The 17,134-nt window shown below is 66.7% G+C and carries 17 protein-coding genes and 1 tRNA gene; 5 read left to right on the forward strand and 13 right to left on the reverse strand.

What is annotated here, in order from left to right; all coding sequences use genetic code 11:
* Positions 1-2: 2 nt before the first annotated feature.
* Complete coding sequence (locus SVXhr_RS10755; protein WP_275737196.1) at positions 3-875, reverse strand: DUF4129 domain-containing protein; 873 nt, start codon at positions 873-875, stop codon at positions 3-5.
* Positions 876-1,054: 179 nt separating this feature from the next.
* On the opposite strand from SVXhr_RS10755, the gene SVXhr_RS10760 reads away from it, so the two are divergent.
* The gene (locus SVXhr_RS10760) at positions 1,055-1,291 is read left to right on the forward strand and encodes an HTH domain-containing protein (protein WP_275737197.1); all 237 of its coding nucleotides are present in this window, start codon (positions 1,055-1,057) and stop codon (positions 1,289-1,291) included.
* A 17-nt stretch (positions 1,292-1,308) separates the two neighbouring features.
* Here SVXhr_RS10760 and SVXhr_RS10765 read toward each other — a convergent pair whose 3' ends face one another.
* The 9 genes from SVXhr_RS10765 to SVXhr_RS10805 form a co-directional block, all read right to left on the reverse strand.
* Positions 1,309-1,800, reverse strand: a complete 492-nt coding sequence (locus tag SVXhr_RS10765; RefSeq protein WP_275737198.1) for a hypothetical protein — start codon at positions 1,798-1,800, stop codon at positions 1,309-1,311.
* A complete protein-coding gene (locus tag SVXhr_RS10770; RefSeq protein WP_275737199.1) occupies positions 1,800-3,722 on the reverse strand; it encodes a DUF58 domain-containing protein in 1,923 nt (640 codons plus the stop codon). The genes SVXhr_RS10765 and SVXhr_RS10770 overlap by 1 nt, the downstream gene beginning before the upstream one ends.
* Positions 3,719-4,624: a DUF4129 domain-containing protein gene (locus tag SVXhr_RS10775; protein WP_275737200.1), complete on the reverse strand. Its 906-nt coding sequence runs from the start codon at positions 4,622-4,624 to the stop codon at positions 3,719-3,721. Before SVXhr_RS10775 ends, SVXhr_RS10770 begins: the two co-directional genes overlap by 4 nt.
* Positions 4,625-4,657: 33 nt before the next feature.
* Positions 4,658-6,277 carry a hydantoinase B/oxoprolinase family protein gene (locus SVXhr_RS10780; RefSeq protein ID WP_275737201.1) on the reverse strand — a complete coding sequence of 540 codons (1,620 nt, stop codon included), beginning with the start codon at positions 6,275-6,277 and terminating at the stop codon, positions 4,658-4,660.
* Positions 6,274-8,268 carry a hydantoinase/oxoprolinase family protein gene (locus tag SVXhr_RS10785; RefSeq protein WP_275737202.1) on the reverse strand — a complete coding sequence of 665 codons (1,995 nt, stop codon included), beginning with the start codon at positions 8,266-8,268 and terminating at the stop codon, positions 6,274-6,276. The genes SVXhr_RS10780 and SVXhr_RS10785 overlap by 4 nt, the downstream gene beginning before the upstream one ends.
* A gap of 37 nt (positions 8,269-8,305) precedes the next feature.
* Entirely contained in the window at positions 8,306-9,229 is a 924-nt protein-coding gene (locus SVXhr_RS10790) for a thiamine-phosphate synthase family protein (RefSeq protein WP_275737203.1), read from the reverse strand.
* Positions 9,230-9,394: 165 nt separating this feature from the next.
* Positions 9,395-10,390: an aldo/keto reductase gene (locus SVXhr_RS10795; RefSeq protein ID WP_275737204.1), complete on the reverse strand. Its 996-nt coding sequence runs from the start codon at positions 10,388-10,390 to the stop codon at positions 9,395-9,397.
* Positions 10,391-10,510: 120 nt separating this feature from the next.
* On the reverse strand, positions 10,511-10,669 hold the full coding sequence (locus SVXhr_RS10800) for a hypothetical protein (protein WP_275740975.1): 159 nt from the start codon (positions 10,667-10,669) through the stop codon (positions 10,511-10,513).
* Positions 10,670-11,449: 780 nt separating this feature from the next.
* Positions 11,450-11,523: transfer RNA gene (locus SVXhr_RS10805), tRNA-Tyr, on the reverse strand.
* A 150-nt stretch (positions 11,524-11,673) separates the two neighbouring features.
* Between SVXhr_RS10805 and SVXhr_RS10810 the strand changes: the two genes are divergently transcribed.
* From SVXhr_RS10810 to ftsZ, 3 genes are all read left to right on the forward strand, one after another.
* Positions 11,674-12,210: a zinc-ribbon domain-containing protein gene (locus SVXhr_RS10810; RefSeq protein ID WP_275737205.1), complete on the forward strand. Its 537-nt coding sequence runs from the start codon at positions 11,674-11,676 to the stop codon at positions 12,208-12,210.
* A 225-nt stretch (positions 12,211-12,435) separates the two neighbouring features.
* Complete coding sequence (locus SVXhr_RS10815; protein WP_015790139.1) at positions 12,436-12,624, forward strand: ribbon-helix-helix domain-containing protein; 189 nt, start codon at positions 12,436-12,438, stop codon at positions 12,622-12,624.
* Positions 12,625-12,627: 3 nt separating this feature from the next.
* Positions 12,628-13,842, forward strand: coding sequence for a cell division protein FtsZ (gene ftsZ / locus SVXhr_RS10820; RefSeq protein ID WP_275737206.1), 1,215 nt, complete (start codon positions 12,628-12,630; stop codon positions 13,840-13,842).
* Positions 13,843-13,866: 24 nt separating this feature from the next.
* Here ftsZ and SVXhr_RS10825 read toward each other — a convergent pair whose 3' ends face one another.
* Together SVXhr_RS10825 and SVXhr_RS10830 are read right to left on the reverse strand one after the other, a co-directional pair.
* Positions 13,867-14,826: a TIGR00269 family protein gene (locus tag SVXhr_RS10825; RefSeq protein ID WP_275737207.1), complete on the reverse strand. Its 960-nt coding sequence runs from the start codon at positions 14,824-14,826 to the stop codon at positions 13,867-13,869.
* A gap of 34 nt (positions 14,827-14,860) precedes the next feature.
* Positions 14,861-15,553 (reverse strand): alpha/beta hydrolase, encoded by a 693-nt coding sequence (locus tag SVXhr_RS10830; protein WP_275737208.1) that lies wholly within the window; start codon positions 15,551-15,553, stop codon positions 14,861-14,863.
* A gap of 76 nt (positions 15,554-15,629) precedes the next feature.
* On the opposite strand from SVXhr_RS10830, the gene SVXhr_RS10835 reads away from it, so the two are divergent.
* Positions 15,630-16,283 (forward strand): hypothetical protein, encoded by a 654-nt coding sequence (locus SVXhr_RS10835; protein WP_275737209.1) that lies wholly within the window; start codon positions 15,630-15,632, stop codon positions 16,281-16,283.
* A 21-nt stretch (positions 16,284-16,304) separates the two neighbouring features.
* Here SVXhr_RS10835 and SVXhr_RS10840 read toward each other — a convergent pair whose 3' ends face one another.
* The gene (locus SVXhr_RS10840; RefSeq protein ID WP_275737210.1) at positions 16,305-17,093 is read right to left on the reverse strand and encodes a class I SAM-dependent methyltransferase; all 789 of its coding nucleotides are present in this window, start codon (positions 17,091-17,093) and stop codon (positions 16,305-16,307) included.
* Positions 17,094-17,134 lie beyond the last annotated feature (41 nt).

Raw genomic sequence — 17,134 nt, forward strand, 5'->3', positions numbered from 1 at the left:
GCTCACGTCTCATCACCAGCATAGGTCGACTCGATCCGTCGCAGCGCTTCGGTCGCCCGGCGTTCACGTTGCTCGGAGACGGACGCGTCGCCGTATCGAACGTCCTCGAACAGCCGTGTGAGTTCCTCGACGTCCCGGGGTTTCATCCCGGCCTCGATCGCCGCCTCGGCGAACTCGCCGGGCGTCGTGGACTGCCGGTTCGGGACCGCAAGCGCCGCAGTCATATCCACCCAGGCGCGGTAGACCACATTCGAAGTCGACGCTGTCCCGTCGGCGAGTTGGTCGGCCGCACGGCCGGCCGCGGCACCGACAGGCGTCAGTGTCTCCGGCGTGACGTCGTCGTCTTCGGATTCGGCTTCCGGTTCGGCGGGAGTCTCATCGGTCGACAGTCCGAACAGAACGACGAGCGCGAGCAACGCGACAAGCCCGATTGACCCCAACAGGAACGGCGACGGCGGCGCGGACTCGATAGCTTGGGGCCCAAACCCGCCAGCGCCACCCGGGATGCCAATACCAGTGTCCTCTGCGAACCCGAAATCGCCGCCCTCGCCACTCAGCGCCGAAATCACCTCCATGAACAGCCAGAAGGCGAGACCGGCCAGGACGACGGCAGACACGATCGTGATGAGATCACGAACGCTGAGAACGTAGACGGCAACGGCCGTAGTGAGCACGAACAGTCCCAGGAACAGGATCTGCACGACCGGGCCAACATCGGGGAGCGGCGACGAATCGATATCCTGCGGGTCGTCGGCCTGAAACAGGGTCGTGGAGTTCCCCTCGATGGAAAGCAGACTTCCCCCACCCTGCGCGGCAGGGCTGGTCAGCGTCCCGGCGGCGAACGCGAGCGCGAGCGCGCCAACGACGCCCACCATTACGACACCTACCGTCCGACGATCGACTTGCACTATCGGGGGCTAATCGATCGATCAATGTGAGTGTTGTCCCCATGCGAATAGCGCCCGCTATCGAAGCCACCCCACCAGCCACGCGGAAGGAACGACTGGGCTGGTACGCCACAAGAGAATAAATACGATCACGCCGAAAGACACGTATGAGTGAATCAGGACGCGAAACAGAATATACCGTCGAGGCGGTGACGGACATCTTCAGCGACCGGAGAGATTACGCCGAACCGCTGACGGCAAGCGAGGTCGCCGACACGCTGGGCTGTTCGCGCCGGACAGCACTGAACAAATTACACGAACTAGAGGAGACGACGGATCTGACGTCGAAGAAAGTCGGCGGGCGCTCTCGCGTATGGTGGATTCCCGTCCACGTCGACGGGTGAGATCACTGCGTCGCGTCTCAGAGGCGCGTCCCAGCCAGGACGGCCACGCCACCCCCCAACAGGAGGACGAGCGCGAGCAGGGGGCGACCGCCACCGGCCAGTTGATAGAGGCTGGAGATGCCGCCAAAGAGGAGGGTTCCGACGAGTACCGTCCCGGCTGCATGGACCACCAGCGGACGCGTCCCGCTGGCTGTCGTCCGTAACTGTTCGGCGACGGTGATCGCCTGTTCGCCGAAATCCCAGCTGAGAACGACCGCGAGCGACGCGGCGAGGACGAGTGCGATCCCAAGCCCGCCGAGGGCAGCCACGATCACAGCGCCGAACTGGACGGCGACGCCGATCCCGAGGGTGGCCCGTGATCCCCGCCGGACCCCCACGATCACCCCCGCGCTACCGACGACGGCCGCCAGTCCCGCGACCGGGACGGGACTCGTGGTCACGACGACGAGGATCCCAGCCGCGACGGCCGGGACGCTCAGCCGCCGGGTCGGCGTGGCCGGCCCCGCCATCACGACCACCTCCGGCCGGCCGCCGTCAGGGCCAGCGCGAGCGGTTCGGACTCATTCCAGTCGACGACGCGAACGTCGGCCTCGCGCAGACGCGAGAGGCGCAAGCCGCGTTCGATCCGGGCCAGCGTCCCGCCCGGCGTTCGCCCGCCCGTCGGGTTCGGGCTGATCACCGTCGTCGGATGGCCGCTCGCCTGGAGTCGACGCACGATATCGACGAGTTCGTCATCACAGACCGGCGAGAACACCAGCAGCTGGGCGACGCTCGGGAGTCGCTTCCGGATCGATTGCAGCCGGATCGCCGGCTTGAACGACTGGTCCGGCGGCCGCGGGCCGAACGCCTCCGCGTTCGCGAGCACCTCATGAATCCGTGTCCGGTGGGTGTGCCCGGAACTCGGTGCCACCCAGCACTGGCGGGGGGACAGCGCCCCCAGACCAACCCGGTCGTCGGCATCGAGCAACGCCGACGCGACGTCCGCCGCCGCGAGAACGCTCCGATCGACGGCTGACGGGGCGTCCGCGTCCGAAGCGATGTAGGCTTCCGCCCGAGTATCGACCAGCATGACGACTGTCGCCGATCGCTCCTCACGGAACTGTAGCGTCGCCAGTTCCTCACCGCGGGCCGCCCGACTCCAGTCGATCCGGTTGAGCGGATCGCCGGTCCGGTACTCCCGGACCGAGTGGAGTTCGATACCGCTGCCGCCGACGTCGGTGAGTACCCGCCCGACGCTTCGGGAGGTCTGTTTGCGCAACGGAACCGAGCGATCCATGGCCGCCGTCACGTCGTAGGTGACGGACGCGTCGCCCGCGGCAGTGACGTCCGCGACGCGTTCGAAGGTCCCCGAGAGGTTCCGGGTGACGAGAGACACGGCACCGAACTCGTAATGCCCCCGAACCGCCTCGACCCGGTAGGCGTACGTCGCCGTCGCGCCCGGTCTGAGCGCAGTCCCGTGGCGCGGCGAGCCGTCCGTGACCGAAAGGCCGTCCGGGACGCGATCGATAACCCGGAGGTCGGGCACGAACTGATCGCTCTCGTTTTCGACCTCGACGGTCACCCGGACAGTCTCACCTGGCGTCGGCTCGACGGGTTCGATCGAACGGGAGAGCCGAATCGAAGCCGTCGGTGGCGATCCCGCCGCGGCATAGACGCCAACGCCGCCGAACAGTGCGCCCGCGAGCAGCAGGGCCGCCGAGCCGAACACGACGCCCACGCCGACGGCCGTCAGCGCCATCGGCTTGAGTATTCGAAAGCGGGCGGTCGGCCCCAAGCCGGGTTCCGAGGGGATGATCGTCGATGTCTCCGCCGGTTCGTCGAGTTCGACCGACGCGCTCTCGCCATCGTAACGCGCCGCGAGTTCCGCGACGGCGGCGTTGACGCGACGCTGAAACGCCGTCTGTCCGGTTCTGGCGGCTGCCAGCCGGTCCGTCAGGCCCGCCGCAGTCTCGCTGTCGCCGTCCGCCAGCAGCGCCCCAGCCGCGTCGTCGCTCCAGAAGCTGTCGACCGACTCCGTCTCGGAGTTGCCACGCTCGCGGTCGCGGATCCGCTCAGCGACCGATTGCAGGCGATCGACGACCGCCTGTCTGGCTCGCAACCGCGTGATCGAAGCGACACGCCGATCGGCGATCGTCCGATCGAACGCCCCGCCCGGAATGGAGATCGGCGTGCGATCCTCGACTGCCGGTGGCGTCGCCGATTCGATCGGCGTAAGCACGAGTCCGATCCAGTACCGCAGACTGGCCGCCAGGATGACGACGCCCAGTAGCGTCACGAACCCGTATCCGAGTCCCGTCTCCGACGCGAGCGACGGTCGGACGATCGTCACGACACCGCCGAGGACCGCAAGCAGGCCGATCACACCCAGAACGCGCCCGATGCCCGGAGCGTGTCCGGTGCTTTCGACACCCGCCCCGTCGGCAGCGGTCACGACTGCTCACCCGCGTAGGTCGCCTCGATACGTTCCAATGCCGCCCGAGCGCGTTCGGCCCGCGCTTGAGAGACCGACGCGTCGCCGTAGCGCACGTCCTCGAACAGCCGGGTGAGTTCACGAACGTGCTCGGGATCCATGCCCGCATCGACGGCCGCATCGGCGAACTCACCGGACGTCGTCGTTTCCGGATCCGCGACCGCGAGGGCGTCGGTCATCTCGATCCAGGCCTCGTAGACGGCATTGTCCGCGGGACCCTCCGAGGCCGCGATGCCGGCGGCGGCACGACCGGCTGCCTCACCCAGCGAAACAAGTCGCTGCTCGCCCGCTGATTCGTCCGCATCGTCCGCCGGGATATCGATGGCCGTCTCGTCGCCCGAGCGTGCGAACAGGACGCCGACCGTGACCAGTATCACGAGTATCCCCGCACCGAGCAAATACGGTGAGAGGCCGCCGCTTCCCGGTGGCGCTGATTCGCCGGTCGACAGCGACATCCCGGTCTCGTTAGCGACGGTTCCGTTCATCGAAAAGATCGTGCCACCCATCCCGACGTTGCCCATGAGCAATCCGATGACCGCGCCGGGTATCACCACTGCCAGAGCCCCCAATACGATACGGACGAGTTCCTCCGTATCGAGGAGTAGCAAGCTGGCCAACAAAAACACCACCGCTGAGACAGCCAACGCGGTCCAGAGCACGTCGAGATACAGCGACGGGATCGGTAGATCGAGTGTCCCGCTGAAGAGTTCACCTTGCGGGTGCTCCCCCGACCCGAGATTGATCCACCCCGCCGAAGCTTCCTCCCCTGCCGGATCCGTCAGCATCGCTGCCGAAACCACCAGCGCAAGGACGCCGATCAATCCGACGACGAAGACGGCAACCGTGCGGCGATCAGCCCGCATTGTACGGATGTTCAAATCGGACGGCCATGAGTGTTATCCATTCCCAGAGTCGTCCACATCGGTTGGGCCCCTGACTACGGCACCGTAGCCACCGCCACCCGGCGTCAAAACGGTCACGACGGTGCCGGCCCCAACCTCGCGAGTGACCTTGGCCTCGACCGCCGCGCCGTCGATCAGGTTCCGACCGGTCGCCCCGTCACCGCCGCCCGCTCGGCCCGCCGGCGCGTGTCGCCGTCGCTCGGTCAGCAGCGACACCGTCGCCGCCGTCTCGACGCGGATCGACCGCCGGAGACCATCACCGCCCGCGCACTCGCCCTCGCCGCCGCTCCCCCGCCGGATCGAGTACGCCTCGACCCGAAGGGGGTAGGCCGCTTCGAGGGCCTCGACGGGCGTGTTCTCCGTGTTGGTCATGCCGACCTGCACGCCGTCGGCCCCGTCGGCGTCGGCTGTCGCGCCCCCTCCCCCACCGATCGTCTCGTAGTAGGTGAAGGTGGGCGAGCCGATCACGAGGTTGTTCATCGTCCCCTGGCCTGCCGCCGGGACGCGCTCGGGGGCAGCCTCGCCGATGGCCGCAAAGACCACGTCCGCGACGCGCTGGCTCGTCTCGACGTTGCCGCCCACGACCGCCGCCGGCGGGTCTGGGTTCAACAGCGAGCCCGCCGGCGCACTGACCGAGACTGGATCGTAACAGCCCTGGTTTGGCGGCACGTCCGGGTCGGTCACACACCGGACGACGAAGTAGACCGCGCTCTTCGCGACAGCGAGCGGCGCGTTGACGTTGCCCGCGACCTGCTCCGCGGTGCCGGCGAAGTCCACATCCAGGTGCTCGCCGTCGATCGTCACGGTCACCTCGATCGGGATGTCCGCGTCGGTGATCCCGTCCCCCTCGAGGACGTCGCTCGCCCCGTAGCGGCCGTCCGGCAGGGCCGCGATCTCGCTCTCGACGCGCTCGCGTGAGTACTCGATGACGGCGTCGAAAGCGTCCCTGAGTCGGTCGCCATGCTCGGCGAGCAGGTCGCCGATCCGTTCGGCACCGCGGTCGTTGGCCGCCCGCTGGGCGCGCAGGTCCGCCCGGCGCTCGTCGGGATTGCGGACGTTCGCGAGCAGCAGGTCCTCGACCTCCGCCCGCAGATCCCCGCGCGCCACGAGGCGCGTCGGGGGGATCACCAGCCCCTCCTGGTAGACGTCCCGCGCGCCGGCGGGCATGCTGCCGGGGGCCATCCCGCCCACGTCGGCGTGGTGGGCCCGGGAGGCGGCGTAGGCCACGATCTCGCCTCCGTCTCGCGGGCGCGGCCCGCTCGATCGTCCCGCGGCGTCGGCTCCCTCGCGGGAGATCGGCGAGACCATCGTCACGTCCGGAAGGTGGGTCCCGCCGGTGTAGGGGTCGTTCAAGACGAACACGTCGCCGGGGTCGGGATCGCGCTCGCGCACCGCCGCGACGGCGTCGGGCATCGCCCCGAGGTGGACCGGGATGTGCTCGGCCTGGGCGAGCAGGCGGCCGTCGGCGTCGAATATCGCCGTCGAGCAGTCCCGGCGCTCGGCGATGTTCGGCGAGTACGCGCCACGGATCAACACGTCGCCCATCTCCTCGGCGACGCCCGCAAGCTGGTTGCGGACGATCTCGAGTTCGATCGCGTCGAGTCGTTCGCTCACGCCGACCCACCTCCATCGAGGACGAGCGTCCCACGATCGTCCACCGAGCCCGTCCAGCCCGGCGGTACGACGACCGTGCTCTCGCCACCCGCGACGACGGCCGGTCCATCCACGGACGCACCGGCGGAAAGCCCCTCGCGATCGTACACCCGCGTCTCCCGATAGCGACCTTCGAAGGAAACGCGCCGCGTCGTCCGGTGTGGATCGTCCGTGCCCGCGCTCGACAGCGGCGGCTCCTCTCCAGGGATCGTCGCAGTCGTCCGGAGGGTGACGAGTTCGACCGGCTCGTCGGGGAGTCGATAGCCCCGGACGCGCTCGTGGGCGGCGTGGAAGCGATCCCGCATCGCCGTCGGATCGAACGGGTCTGTCGCGGGGGCAGTCACCTCGTAGCTCTGGCCGGCGTACCGGAGGTCGGCCTCGCGCTCGATCGTCGCGCGGTCGGGGTCGCTCGCGTCCCCGAGAACGCTCGCCTCGAGGTCGTCGTATCGCGCCTCGATCGTCGCAACGTCGGCCGCCGCAAGCCGGGTCCGGTGGGTGCGGGCGGCGTCGTGGGTCTCGTCGGCGGCGAGCAGCCCGTACGCCGAGAGGACGCCGCTGGCCGCCGGGACGAGGACGCGTTCGATCCCGAGGCGATCGGCCAGCGCGGCGGCGTGCATCGGCCCCGCGCCGCCGAAGGCGACGAGCGAGAACGATCGGGGGTCCTGGCCGCGCTCGACCGTCACCGACCGGATCGTCCGCGTCATCGTCGCGTTCGCGACGCGGTAGATCCCCCGGGCCGCCGCCACCGGCCCGTCCAGGTCGGCCTCGCTTGCGAGGTCGGCCAGCGCCGCCTCCGCAGCGTCGGCGTCGAGGTCGAGAGCGCCCAGCGATTCCCCGCCGAGATAGCCCAGCTGGAGGGCGGCGTCCGTGACCGTCGGCTCGGTGCCGCCGCGGCCGTAGCAGGCCGGGCCGGGCTCGGCACCCGCGGATTCCGGGCCGACCCGGAGCGCCCCGCCCGCGTCCACCCAGCCGACGCTGCCGCCGCCGGCCCCGACCGTCTCGACATCGACCATCGGCACGCCGACCGGGCGCTCGGCGATCGTCGCGTCGGTGGTTCTGGCCGCCGTGCCGTCGGTCACCAGGCCCACGTCCGCGGAGGTCCCGCCCATGTCGAAGGTGACCAGCCGATCGGCGTCCGCGACGGTCGACGCGCCGACGACGCCCGCTGCCGGCCCCGAGAGCAGCGTCGTCACCGCGTGCTCGCGGACGGTCGCCGCCGGGGCGATCCCGCCGTTGGATTGCATGACCCGCGGGGCGGGCAGTCCCCGCTCGCGTGCCCGCTCGGTCAGCCGACCCATGTACGCGTCGATGACCGGCGTCACATAGGCGTCCGCGACAGTCGTGGCGGTCCGCTCGTACTCCCGGAACGTCCCGAGCACCTCGTGACTCGTCGAGACCGACCACTCGCCCGCCGCTTCCAGGGCGTCGGCGACCGCCCGCTCGTGCTCGGGATGGGCGTAGGCGTGCAGGAGAGAGACCGCCACGCTCTGGACGTCTTCGGGGATCGAATCGGCGAGTGCCCGGACGGCGTCGGGATCGACCGCGCGCTCGACGCCCTCGGGCGTGGTACGCTCGTCGATCTCGAAGCGTCGGGCAGGCGGGACCAGCGGCTCGGGCTTCCTCGCGTCGAGGTCGTACAGCGCCGGCCGGTCCTGGCGGCCGATCGCGAGGACGTCCGCGAACCCCTCGGTCGTGACCAGCGCCGTCGTCGCTCCCGCCCCCTCGAGCATCGCGTTGACCGCCGCCGTCGTCGCGTGGCGGAACCGATCGACGGCCGCGACGTCGATCCCGGCCGATTCACACGCCGTTTCGATCCCCGCGAGGACACCTTCGCTCTGCTCGCCCGTCGTCGGGACCTTGGCCGTCGTGAGCGTCCCGTCGGCGATCAGTACAACGTCGGTGAACGTCCCCCCGACGTCGACGCCCAGCCAGGTCACCTCGCCCGCGTTCATGGCTCCAGGTCGGGGCAGCGACGGGGTAAACCCTCGGTCACGACCCGTCCTCGGCGTTGGCCACCAGCTCGATGGCCAGCCGGGTCGCCGCGACGGCGTCAGTGCCGAAGACGTAAGTGATCGGCTCGATCCCGAACGCCCCCTCGTGGTAGATGACCGGTGGAACCGCCCCTCGTTCGCGGAATGCGCTTTCGAGGCGCTCCGGGCGGTCGTCGTAGCCGGCGTCGAACGCGAGGGGGTCGATCCCGCGATCGCGGGCAGCATCGAGAACGGCCTCGTCAGTCGAGAGATTCAGGGCTGCCCGGACCGAAGCGTCGACACTGTTGGCTGCCAGGATCGTCCGGGCGACGTGCTCCGAGCCCCCGAACTCCGGGTTCGCGGGCACGTCGATCCGGCCGCGCATCGCATGGACCCGACCCGGGACGGCCGCCACGTCGAGTTCGTCGTCAGGCTCGGGCAGCGCCATCCCGACGTTCGTCCCGACGTTGGGGACGTACCCGACCATCACACTTGCATCGGCCAGGAGTCGCGTCGCCTTCCGGACGGCCGAGAGGACGGCCCGCTCGTCGGCGACCGACTCGTCGTAACCGCGCACGCAGAGATCACATCCGAGTCCCGCAAGCGCAGGGACCTCTTCCTCGTGGATCTCACAGATCGGTCCGCGATCCTCGAACGCCCGGATTACCGCGAGCAATTCCCCGAGCGCCTCGTAGGCATCCATCGACTCCTCGGTGAATCCAGTCGCAATACGGTCGACCGCGGACTGCATGCGCGGCTCCTCGCTGAATCGCTTCTCAGTCGTAACCTCGCCGCCGACGTACTTGCTGACCGCCGCCTGCGTGACCCCGAGGTGGTCGGCGATCTCCTGTTGAGTGAGGCCGCGATCGGCCAGTTCTGTGGCAAGCATCGCCCGGGCCGTCGGGAGAAACCGATCGACGACGATCTCGCTCGGCAATCGCATGCCCGGGGTTTCGATATCCCCCGATATAAGCGACCGCCTTGCGAGTCTCGTGTGCACACTCGGCATGGTACGCGAACCCATCCCTTCTGTATCGCAACATACAATTCATATCTGCGTTATAACACGTCACGCTACCGGCCAATTAGACAAAGATTTGTTAGAAACTCACCAGCGATGGTGAACGTCGTCGGAGACGAACTCCTCGTAGATGTCTCGAACCGCGCCGTGGATCTCGTGGCTCAGCGGTTCCATCTCGGCGGCTGCGACGTTGTCCCGGATGTGTTCGGGCGAAGTCGAGCCCGGGATCACCGTGGAGACGGCGTCGTGATCGAGGATCCACCGCAGCGCCATCTGGGCCAGGGTCATGTTCTCGGGGACGTGCTTTTCGACAGCCTCGACAGCATCGAGGCCCCGCTCGAAGGGCAGGCCCGCGAACGTCTCGCCGCGGTCGAAAGCTTCGCCCTCGCGGTTGAAGTTCCGGTGGTCGTTCTCGGGGAACTCGGTCTCGCGGTCGATCGCTCCGGTCAACAGCCCCGACGCCAGGGGGACGCGGACGATCACGCCCACGTTCCGGCGCTTGGCTTCCTCGAAGAACAGTTCCGCAGGGCGCTGGCGGAACATGTTGAAGATGATCTGGACGGTCTCGACGCCCGGGTACTCGATGGCTTTCAGCGCCTGTTCGACTTTCTCGACGCTGACGCCGTAGTGAGCGATCTTCCCGCGCGCTTTGAGGTCGTCCAGCGCGTCGAAGACATCAGGTTGGTAGTAGACCTCGTTGGGCGGACAGTGCAACTGGAGTAGATCCAGCGTCTCCGTGCCGAGGTTCTCGCGGCTTCGATCGACGAACCGCTCGAGGTTCTCGGCGTTGTACCCCTCGGCGGTGTGGGGTTCGAGACGCCGACCGGCTTTCGTCGCGACCACGACGTTCTCGCGGTCGTAGTCAGATTCGTCCAGAACGGCCCCGATGTGTTGCTCGCTGGTTCCATCGCCGTAGACGTCAGCCGTGTCGAGGAAATCGACGCCCGAATCGAGGGCTGTCCGGACGACCTCGCGGCCGGCCTCGTCCTCGACATCACCCCAGGCCGCGCCACCGATGTTCCAGGTGCCGAGTCCGATCTCCGTGACCTCGTAGCCGGTCTGGCCGAGTGGTCTCGTCTGCATAGTTCGAGGCGATGTTGGGTCTCAGCCCACTTGTAGCGACCGCTCCAGGTCGCCCGCGTCTGATCGGACAAACCGCTAGAAACCACACACTCGGCCGGCGACTGTCGAGAACGACCCGCCTCAGGCCTCGACCCACTTCACGTGACGAACGTCGTAACACCCACATTCCGGGCACGCGTGGTACTGGACTGAAAACCGCGTCTCACAGGACAGACAGATGTAGGGATCGACGGCTGCCTGCCCCTCCCGATCCCTGCTGAAGACACCCATTGGGACCACGGCTAATCTAGCGTGACCGGCCACCAAAAAACGATGCGATCGTTCATCCGGGTGGATCACCACTCCGTCTGTCGGTCGGGCCGCAGCGGCCAACCGGCTACTCACCCCCGGTATATATTGGATCAAATGGTCATATATCACATACTATTTTTCGCTGAATTGGAGAAACAGGTCCCTCCCTGTGGTCCGTCAGAGCCGCGAGGATCGGCCCGGATCGCCGACGGTGTCGCGCTCGACCAGCCACAATCGGGCAACCGACACCACAGCGTGTCAATACGTCCCAGATAGCAAGCCTTGGGTCGGTGATCGGTGGGGAGAGTGGAAAACAGACAACGCGACAGTCGATGGCCGGAGTTATTACCAGATTACTCAGAAACCACGTGGCGCTCTCGCCGGCGACCGCCCCGATGACCTGCAACTCAGTGACGAGCAGGATCCGGCGCTCGGTAGTCGAGACTCCCACAAGGTTCGAGTCTCGCAGTCCCCCACCCCGATTTGAACAGATGCCAGACGTTCCGGGGCTGCGACTGGCGTGTTCAAATCGGGTCAAGATGAATTTTTGACTGCTCACGTTGTTCGCAAAAGGGCTGCTCGCGGCTGCGCCGCTCGGTAGTCGAGACTCCCACAAGGTTCGAGTCTCGCAGTCCGCCCTCCCCGATTTGAACTCGCCGAGACAGTCCGGGCATGCGACTCGCTTCGCTCGTCGTTCCGGGCTGTGACTCGTCTGCTCAAATCGGCTCAGGATTGACTTTTGACTGCTCACGTTGTTCGCAGCAAAAGTCCGCCCTCCCCGATTTGAACGGGGGGCAAGTCGATCTACAGTCGACTGCTCTACCAGTCTGAGCTAAGGGCGGGCGTATCAGGACATTGGTCGGGTGTCGGACTTAACGGTTGCCATTCGGAACGAAATCCGGGCCCGACAGCCGCGTCCGATCGCGGCAGACGCACGTCAGACAGTCACGAAGATTGAAGTAGGCTGGCTGTCAACGAGTATGACAGGCCGTATGAGCAAGATCACGTTCCGCGCTGACGACGACCTCGTCGCGCAACTGGAAGCGTTCGACGCCTCCAAGAGCGAGGTCATGCGCGAGGCGCTCCGGACGTACCTCGAAGATGGGGACCGACAGCCGTCCGACTCCGAGCCGGAGCCCGAACCGGCGAGCGCCGAGGAGAGCCTCGACGACCTCATCGTGGAACGTGTCGACGCGGTACTCGCGGACCGACTCGGGGAGCGAAGGCAACCCCAGCCACAGGACGTCAACGTGAACATCTCCCTGGAGGACGCCGTCGCGTCCCAGTCGGCAACGCCGACAACGTCGGACGCCGAAGAGTCGACGGACACCGTCACCGAACGAAGCACCGAGCGGACGTGCTCCCAATGTGGCGAAACGGTGTCTGACGACCACGTCTACTGTCCCAACTGCGGCGAGAAAGCTGCCCGGCGTGTGTTCTGTGAGTGTGGCGACGAACTCCGCTCGGACTGGTCGTTCTGTCCGAGCTGTGGCAGGCGGACGGCGGCGGCTGACGTGCTCGATCCGTGAACGCGACGTAAACGCTGTTTAACCAGCGTTTTCGAGCGTTTACATCCAAACGTCTTACACTCGGGGAAACTTTTATAATGATTCAGTCTGTGGTACGGTATGCGTAAGACGAGTCGTCTTACACCGCGACGCCCCGTGCGTCACCGGCCGCCCTCTGGCGGTTTAATGGTGTAAGACAGGCGGACGTGCCATACCCTCGTCTTACCCAAAGGGGAACGATAACATATGGAGCGTGTGACACTACGGATTCCGAAGCAACAGATCGAGGAGGTCGAACGAATGGTCGAGACGGGGGAGTACCCCAACCGGAGTGAGGCGATCCGGTCGGCCGTTCGAGATATGCTCGCCGAGCAAGATACGGCAAAGGAACGTCCGTCCGAGAAGCGCAAGCGTCGGACGTGGGCAAAGGTGTAGACGATGCAGGACATCGTCAACTCCGCCCTGAAACACGAGGAGGAAGAACAGCGCGAGATGGACGCCGAGGGCGACGAGTTCGGCGATCCGCGGATCGTGATCGTCGGCTGTGGCGGCGCGGGTAACAACACCGTCAATCGCCTGTACAACATCGGCGTCGACGGCGCGGATACGATCGCGCTGAACACCGACAAACAGCACCTCAAGATGATCGAGGCCGACACGAAGATCCTCGTCGGCAAATCCCTGACCAACGGGCTCGGGGCCGGCGGCGACCCCTCGATGGGCGAGCGCGCCACGGAGATGGCCCAGGGCACGATCAAGGAAGTGCTGGGCGACGCCGACCTCGTGTTCGTGACGGCGGGCATGGGCGGCGGGACCGGCACCGGCGCGGCCCCCGTCGTCTCGAAGATTGCCAAGGAGCAGGGCGCGATCGTCGTCGGCATGGTCTCGACGCCCTTTAACGTCGAGCGCGCACGGACGGTCAAGGCCGAGGAGGGACTGGAGAACCTCCGCAACGAGGCCGACTCGATCATCGTCCTGGACAACAACCGGCTGCTCGATTACGTCCCGAACCTCCCGATCGGCAAGGCCTTCTCGGTGATGGACCAGATCATCGCCGAGACGGTCAAGGGCATCTCCGAGACCATCACCCAGCCGAGCCTGATCAATCTGGACTACGCGGACATGTCCGCGATCATGAACCAGGGTGGCGTCGCGGTGATGCTCGTCGGCGAGACCCAGGACAAGAACAAGACCCAGGAAGTGGTCTCAGACGCGATGAACCACCCACTGCTCGATGTCGACTACCGCGGAGCGAGCGGCGGACTGGTCCACATCACCGGGGGACCGGATCTCACCCTCGACGAGGCCGAGGGCATCGCGAGCAACATCACGGATCGCCTGGAGGCCAACGCGAACGTCATCTGGGGAGCCCGCATCGAGGACGACTACAAGGGCAAGGTGCGAGTCATGGCGATCATGACCGGCGTCCAGTCCGCACAGGTCCTCGGGCCGACGACCCAGAAACAGGCCAACAAGTCCCGCGCCGCGATCGAAGATGTCGACGTGAGCGAGGAGACCTTCGACGCGAGCGCGAACGTGGACACTGACTTCGGCGGCGGATCGGACGCTGGTGGCCGGAGTTTCGGTGAGACTGACGGCGGCCGCAACGAAGTCGAGAAGAACAACGGACTCGACGTCATCCGGACCGACTGAGTCCAGCGACTTTCTGCGTTTCTCTCAGCCCTCGAGAGCGGTCAGTAACTGGCACTTCCGGCAGCGACCGCCGGTCGTCGGCGCACCGCAGGTGTCACACGCGTCGTACGCACTGTCATCGGCGTCGGCGCGTTTTGCTGCATACCGTGCCAACTGCTCGTAGCCAGCCATGATCGAGTGACGCGTCCCCGGATGGGTTTCCTCCATCGAGTACAACAGCTCCTGGATCTCACCGCGGAACGATTCCGATGCGTGTGGACATTCGGTGATGTGCGCGGGCAGGTCGGCCAGGCGGGCGTATAGCGCGACCTCCTTCTCCGGAACGTCCCGCAGCGGCTTGGCACGCGGGACGTGCTTGTCGGTCAGCGAGCGCTCGGGCATGGGTCCGAGGCTGGCGTCGAAGTGCTTGGCCATCTGGTCGACGTCACCCTCGAAGAAGTTCATCAGCGCCGTCTCGGCCTCGTCGTCGAGGTTGTGGCCAGTCAACAGGAGATCGGCATCGTACTCGTCAGCATACCGCGAGAGGAGGTCCCGGCGGAACACGCCACAATAGGCACAGGCAGCCATGTTCTCGGGGTCATTCTCGACGACCTCGTCCATCCGGACGCCGAACTCCTCGCTGTAGCTGACGGTCTCGTGGCGGAGGCCGAGGTCCTCAGTAAGCGCCTCGGCGGCGTCGAGACTCTCGTCACGATACCCTTTGATTCCTTCGTGGATAGAAAGGGCAACGAGTTCGATCCGCGGGTCCTCGGCGAAGGTTTCGGCCAGGAGTTGGGTGAGGACCACGCTGTCTTTCCCGCCGGAAAGGCCGATCAGCCACGTCACCGGCTCCTCGGGCGTCGCATCCCGAGGGACGAGACCGTCCTCGCGGATCCGCCGGCGGAGTCGTTTCTCGACCGAGCGCCGAAAATGGTCCTCACAAAGGTGAGCTCCCGAGTAGGCGGCATGCATGACGGCGTCGCCACCGCATCTGTCGCAATCCATTCGCTCCGGGGTAGCGGAGGGGCACGGTTGACCGTTACGGCTCTAACGCGGTGGCCCCGGACTCGATGGCGTCCAGGACGAGTGGAAGGTACTCCTCGCGCACCGTCGAGGAGAACAGTTCGTGCCCGCCGTCGTAGGGGACGCGATTGGCCGCCGGCGCGCGTTCCTGTATCGCGGCCGGGCTGACAACTTGGTCGTCGGGAGAAAAGAAGACGACGGCGTCGGATCGGAACGACGGCAACGCCGCCTGTGCCCGTCTGATTTCCCGGAGAAACGTCGGCGCGACGGCGTCGGGGGCGTCGGCCAGTTGGTCCCCGGAAGCGAGCGTACCGATAGCCTCGGCGTCGATTCCCGTCGGGAAGAGCGGACGGGCGATCGGAAGCCGTGCGAACAGCCTGGCGAGGGGACCGTCCTGGTCCTCGTGGATCCCCCACCAGGGACTGAGATAGACCCGGGTGTCCGGCCCGGTGAGGAACGCACCGATGAGCCCGCCCGTGCTGTGGGTGAGCAGCCGATACGACGACAGCGTCGCGACGTACTCGGCGACCGGCTGGAGGTACTCGGCGTCGAAGTCGGTGATCGTCGTCGGGATCTCGATCGCGTGGACGCGATACCCAGCCTCGACGAGGTGATCGATCAGCCAGCGGACGGTCCCGTGTTCGGGCTTGTTCCCCCACCCGAGGACGAACACGAGGTCAGGCCCTGTCCCGTAGACCGCTGTGTTCATAGTTCACAATCGGGGAGTGTCGGCAAAAAGCCTGCGCGGGGTAACCGTTTTCGCGCCGCGAGCGGTAGCCCCGACGATGACTGAACTCGACCGTGCGGCTGCGGTCGATCGTCTCGAAACGCTGCTGGAGACGATCGAAGACGAGACAATGCCAGTCCCGGTCACAGAAGTGTGGGTGTACGGCGATCTCGCGCTCGGCGTCGATCCGGTCGAGCGCCTCGACGTCTATCTCACGAAGGACCTCCTCTTTGGCCAGGCCGACGACCGTGCGGCCGAATTGAACGACCGCTTGGGCGTCGACGGGATCGGTGAGACGGTCCGGGCCGAGTGGGCACGCGAGTACCCGGAGGCCGTGCGGGCAAACCCCAGCGGCCACGTCGCCCCGGAGAAGTGTCTCGGGGCTCACCTCTTGAGCGAGGACGAACCGGTCCATCTCGAAGTCTGTAACGCCTCCTTCGAGGACAACGTCACCCAGCGACTCGAGGGCGCACTCGCCCGGGAATCCTACGAACACATTCTCGATCCCCGAGGGGTCTGCCTGTGGATCGACGGCGAACGGTCGGCCGACGCCTTCGAGAAGCTCCGGGACGGAGAGTACGCTTTCCCGCCGCTTTCGGGCGCACTCGAGATGCTCGGTGCCGAGCCAACGGTCGCCAAAGAGGCAGCCAACGCCGTCGAAACGTACCGGGAGCGCGAGGACGGCGTCAGCGTCCGTGGCGACGTGGTCTGATGGACTGTCGGCGTCTCCCACTCAGATCTGACCCACCGCGACGTAGAAGGGGACGGTCTCCGTCCGCTCGTAGGTCCGATCAGCCATCTGTTCGATGACGTCGCGGCCCATCTGGCGCCACCGCTGTCGGAGACGGTCGTACGCTTCCGTCGAGAGCCCGCCGTCGAGCAACGTCTCTCGGTCCGTGGCGATCCCCGAACCGCTGGCCTTTCGACGGGCTGATTCGACATCGGCCTCGTCATACGGCGGCGAGATCGTGCGGGCGTGATCGTAGCGGGTGATCTTGACCGACGCCAGGCCGGCATCGGCAAGTAGCGACTCCACGTCCGACCCAAGTGTGACATCGGTGTCGACGCCGGCGAGATACCGATCGCGAGCCTCACCGGCGAGCGCCGATTCGCCGTCGACGGTCGACTCGACCGTCACGCTCCCGTTGTCCGGTTCGATCACCGCGACCGAATCCCGAGAGACACGGGCAAACTCCCGAACGGCGTCGACTGGTTCGGGGAGGTTGATCAGGAGTGCCTGACAGACCACCAGATCGAAGGTGTCGTCGGGAAAGGGGAGTCGGAACGCGTCACCGACGACTGCCGGTCCCTCCACGTGGTCGAGGAGTTGCGGATCCGCATCGACGCCGACTACATCGCCCGGCGTTTCCTCGCGGAGAACCCTGGTGAGCGCGCCAGTGCCGCTGCCCACGTCCAGCACCCGCTCGCGGGTTGACAGATCCAGGGCGGAAAGCGCTTCACGCGAGTCCGCCCACATGCCGCGGCGGGTGTGCGTGAGGTACTCGGCGTCGAACCGGCGCATACCGGTGATATCCCACGGGCGTCAAAAAGGTGCTCGAAACG

Origin of the sequence: Halorhabdus sp. SVX81, from assembly GCF_029207715.1 — an archaeon.
Lineage (GTDB): Archaea > Halobacteriota > Halobacteria > Halobacteriales > Haloarculaceae > Halorhabdus.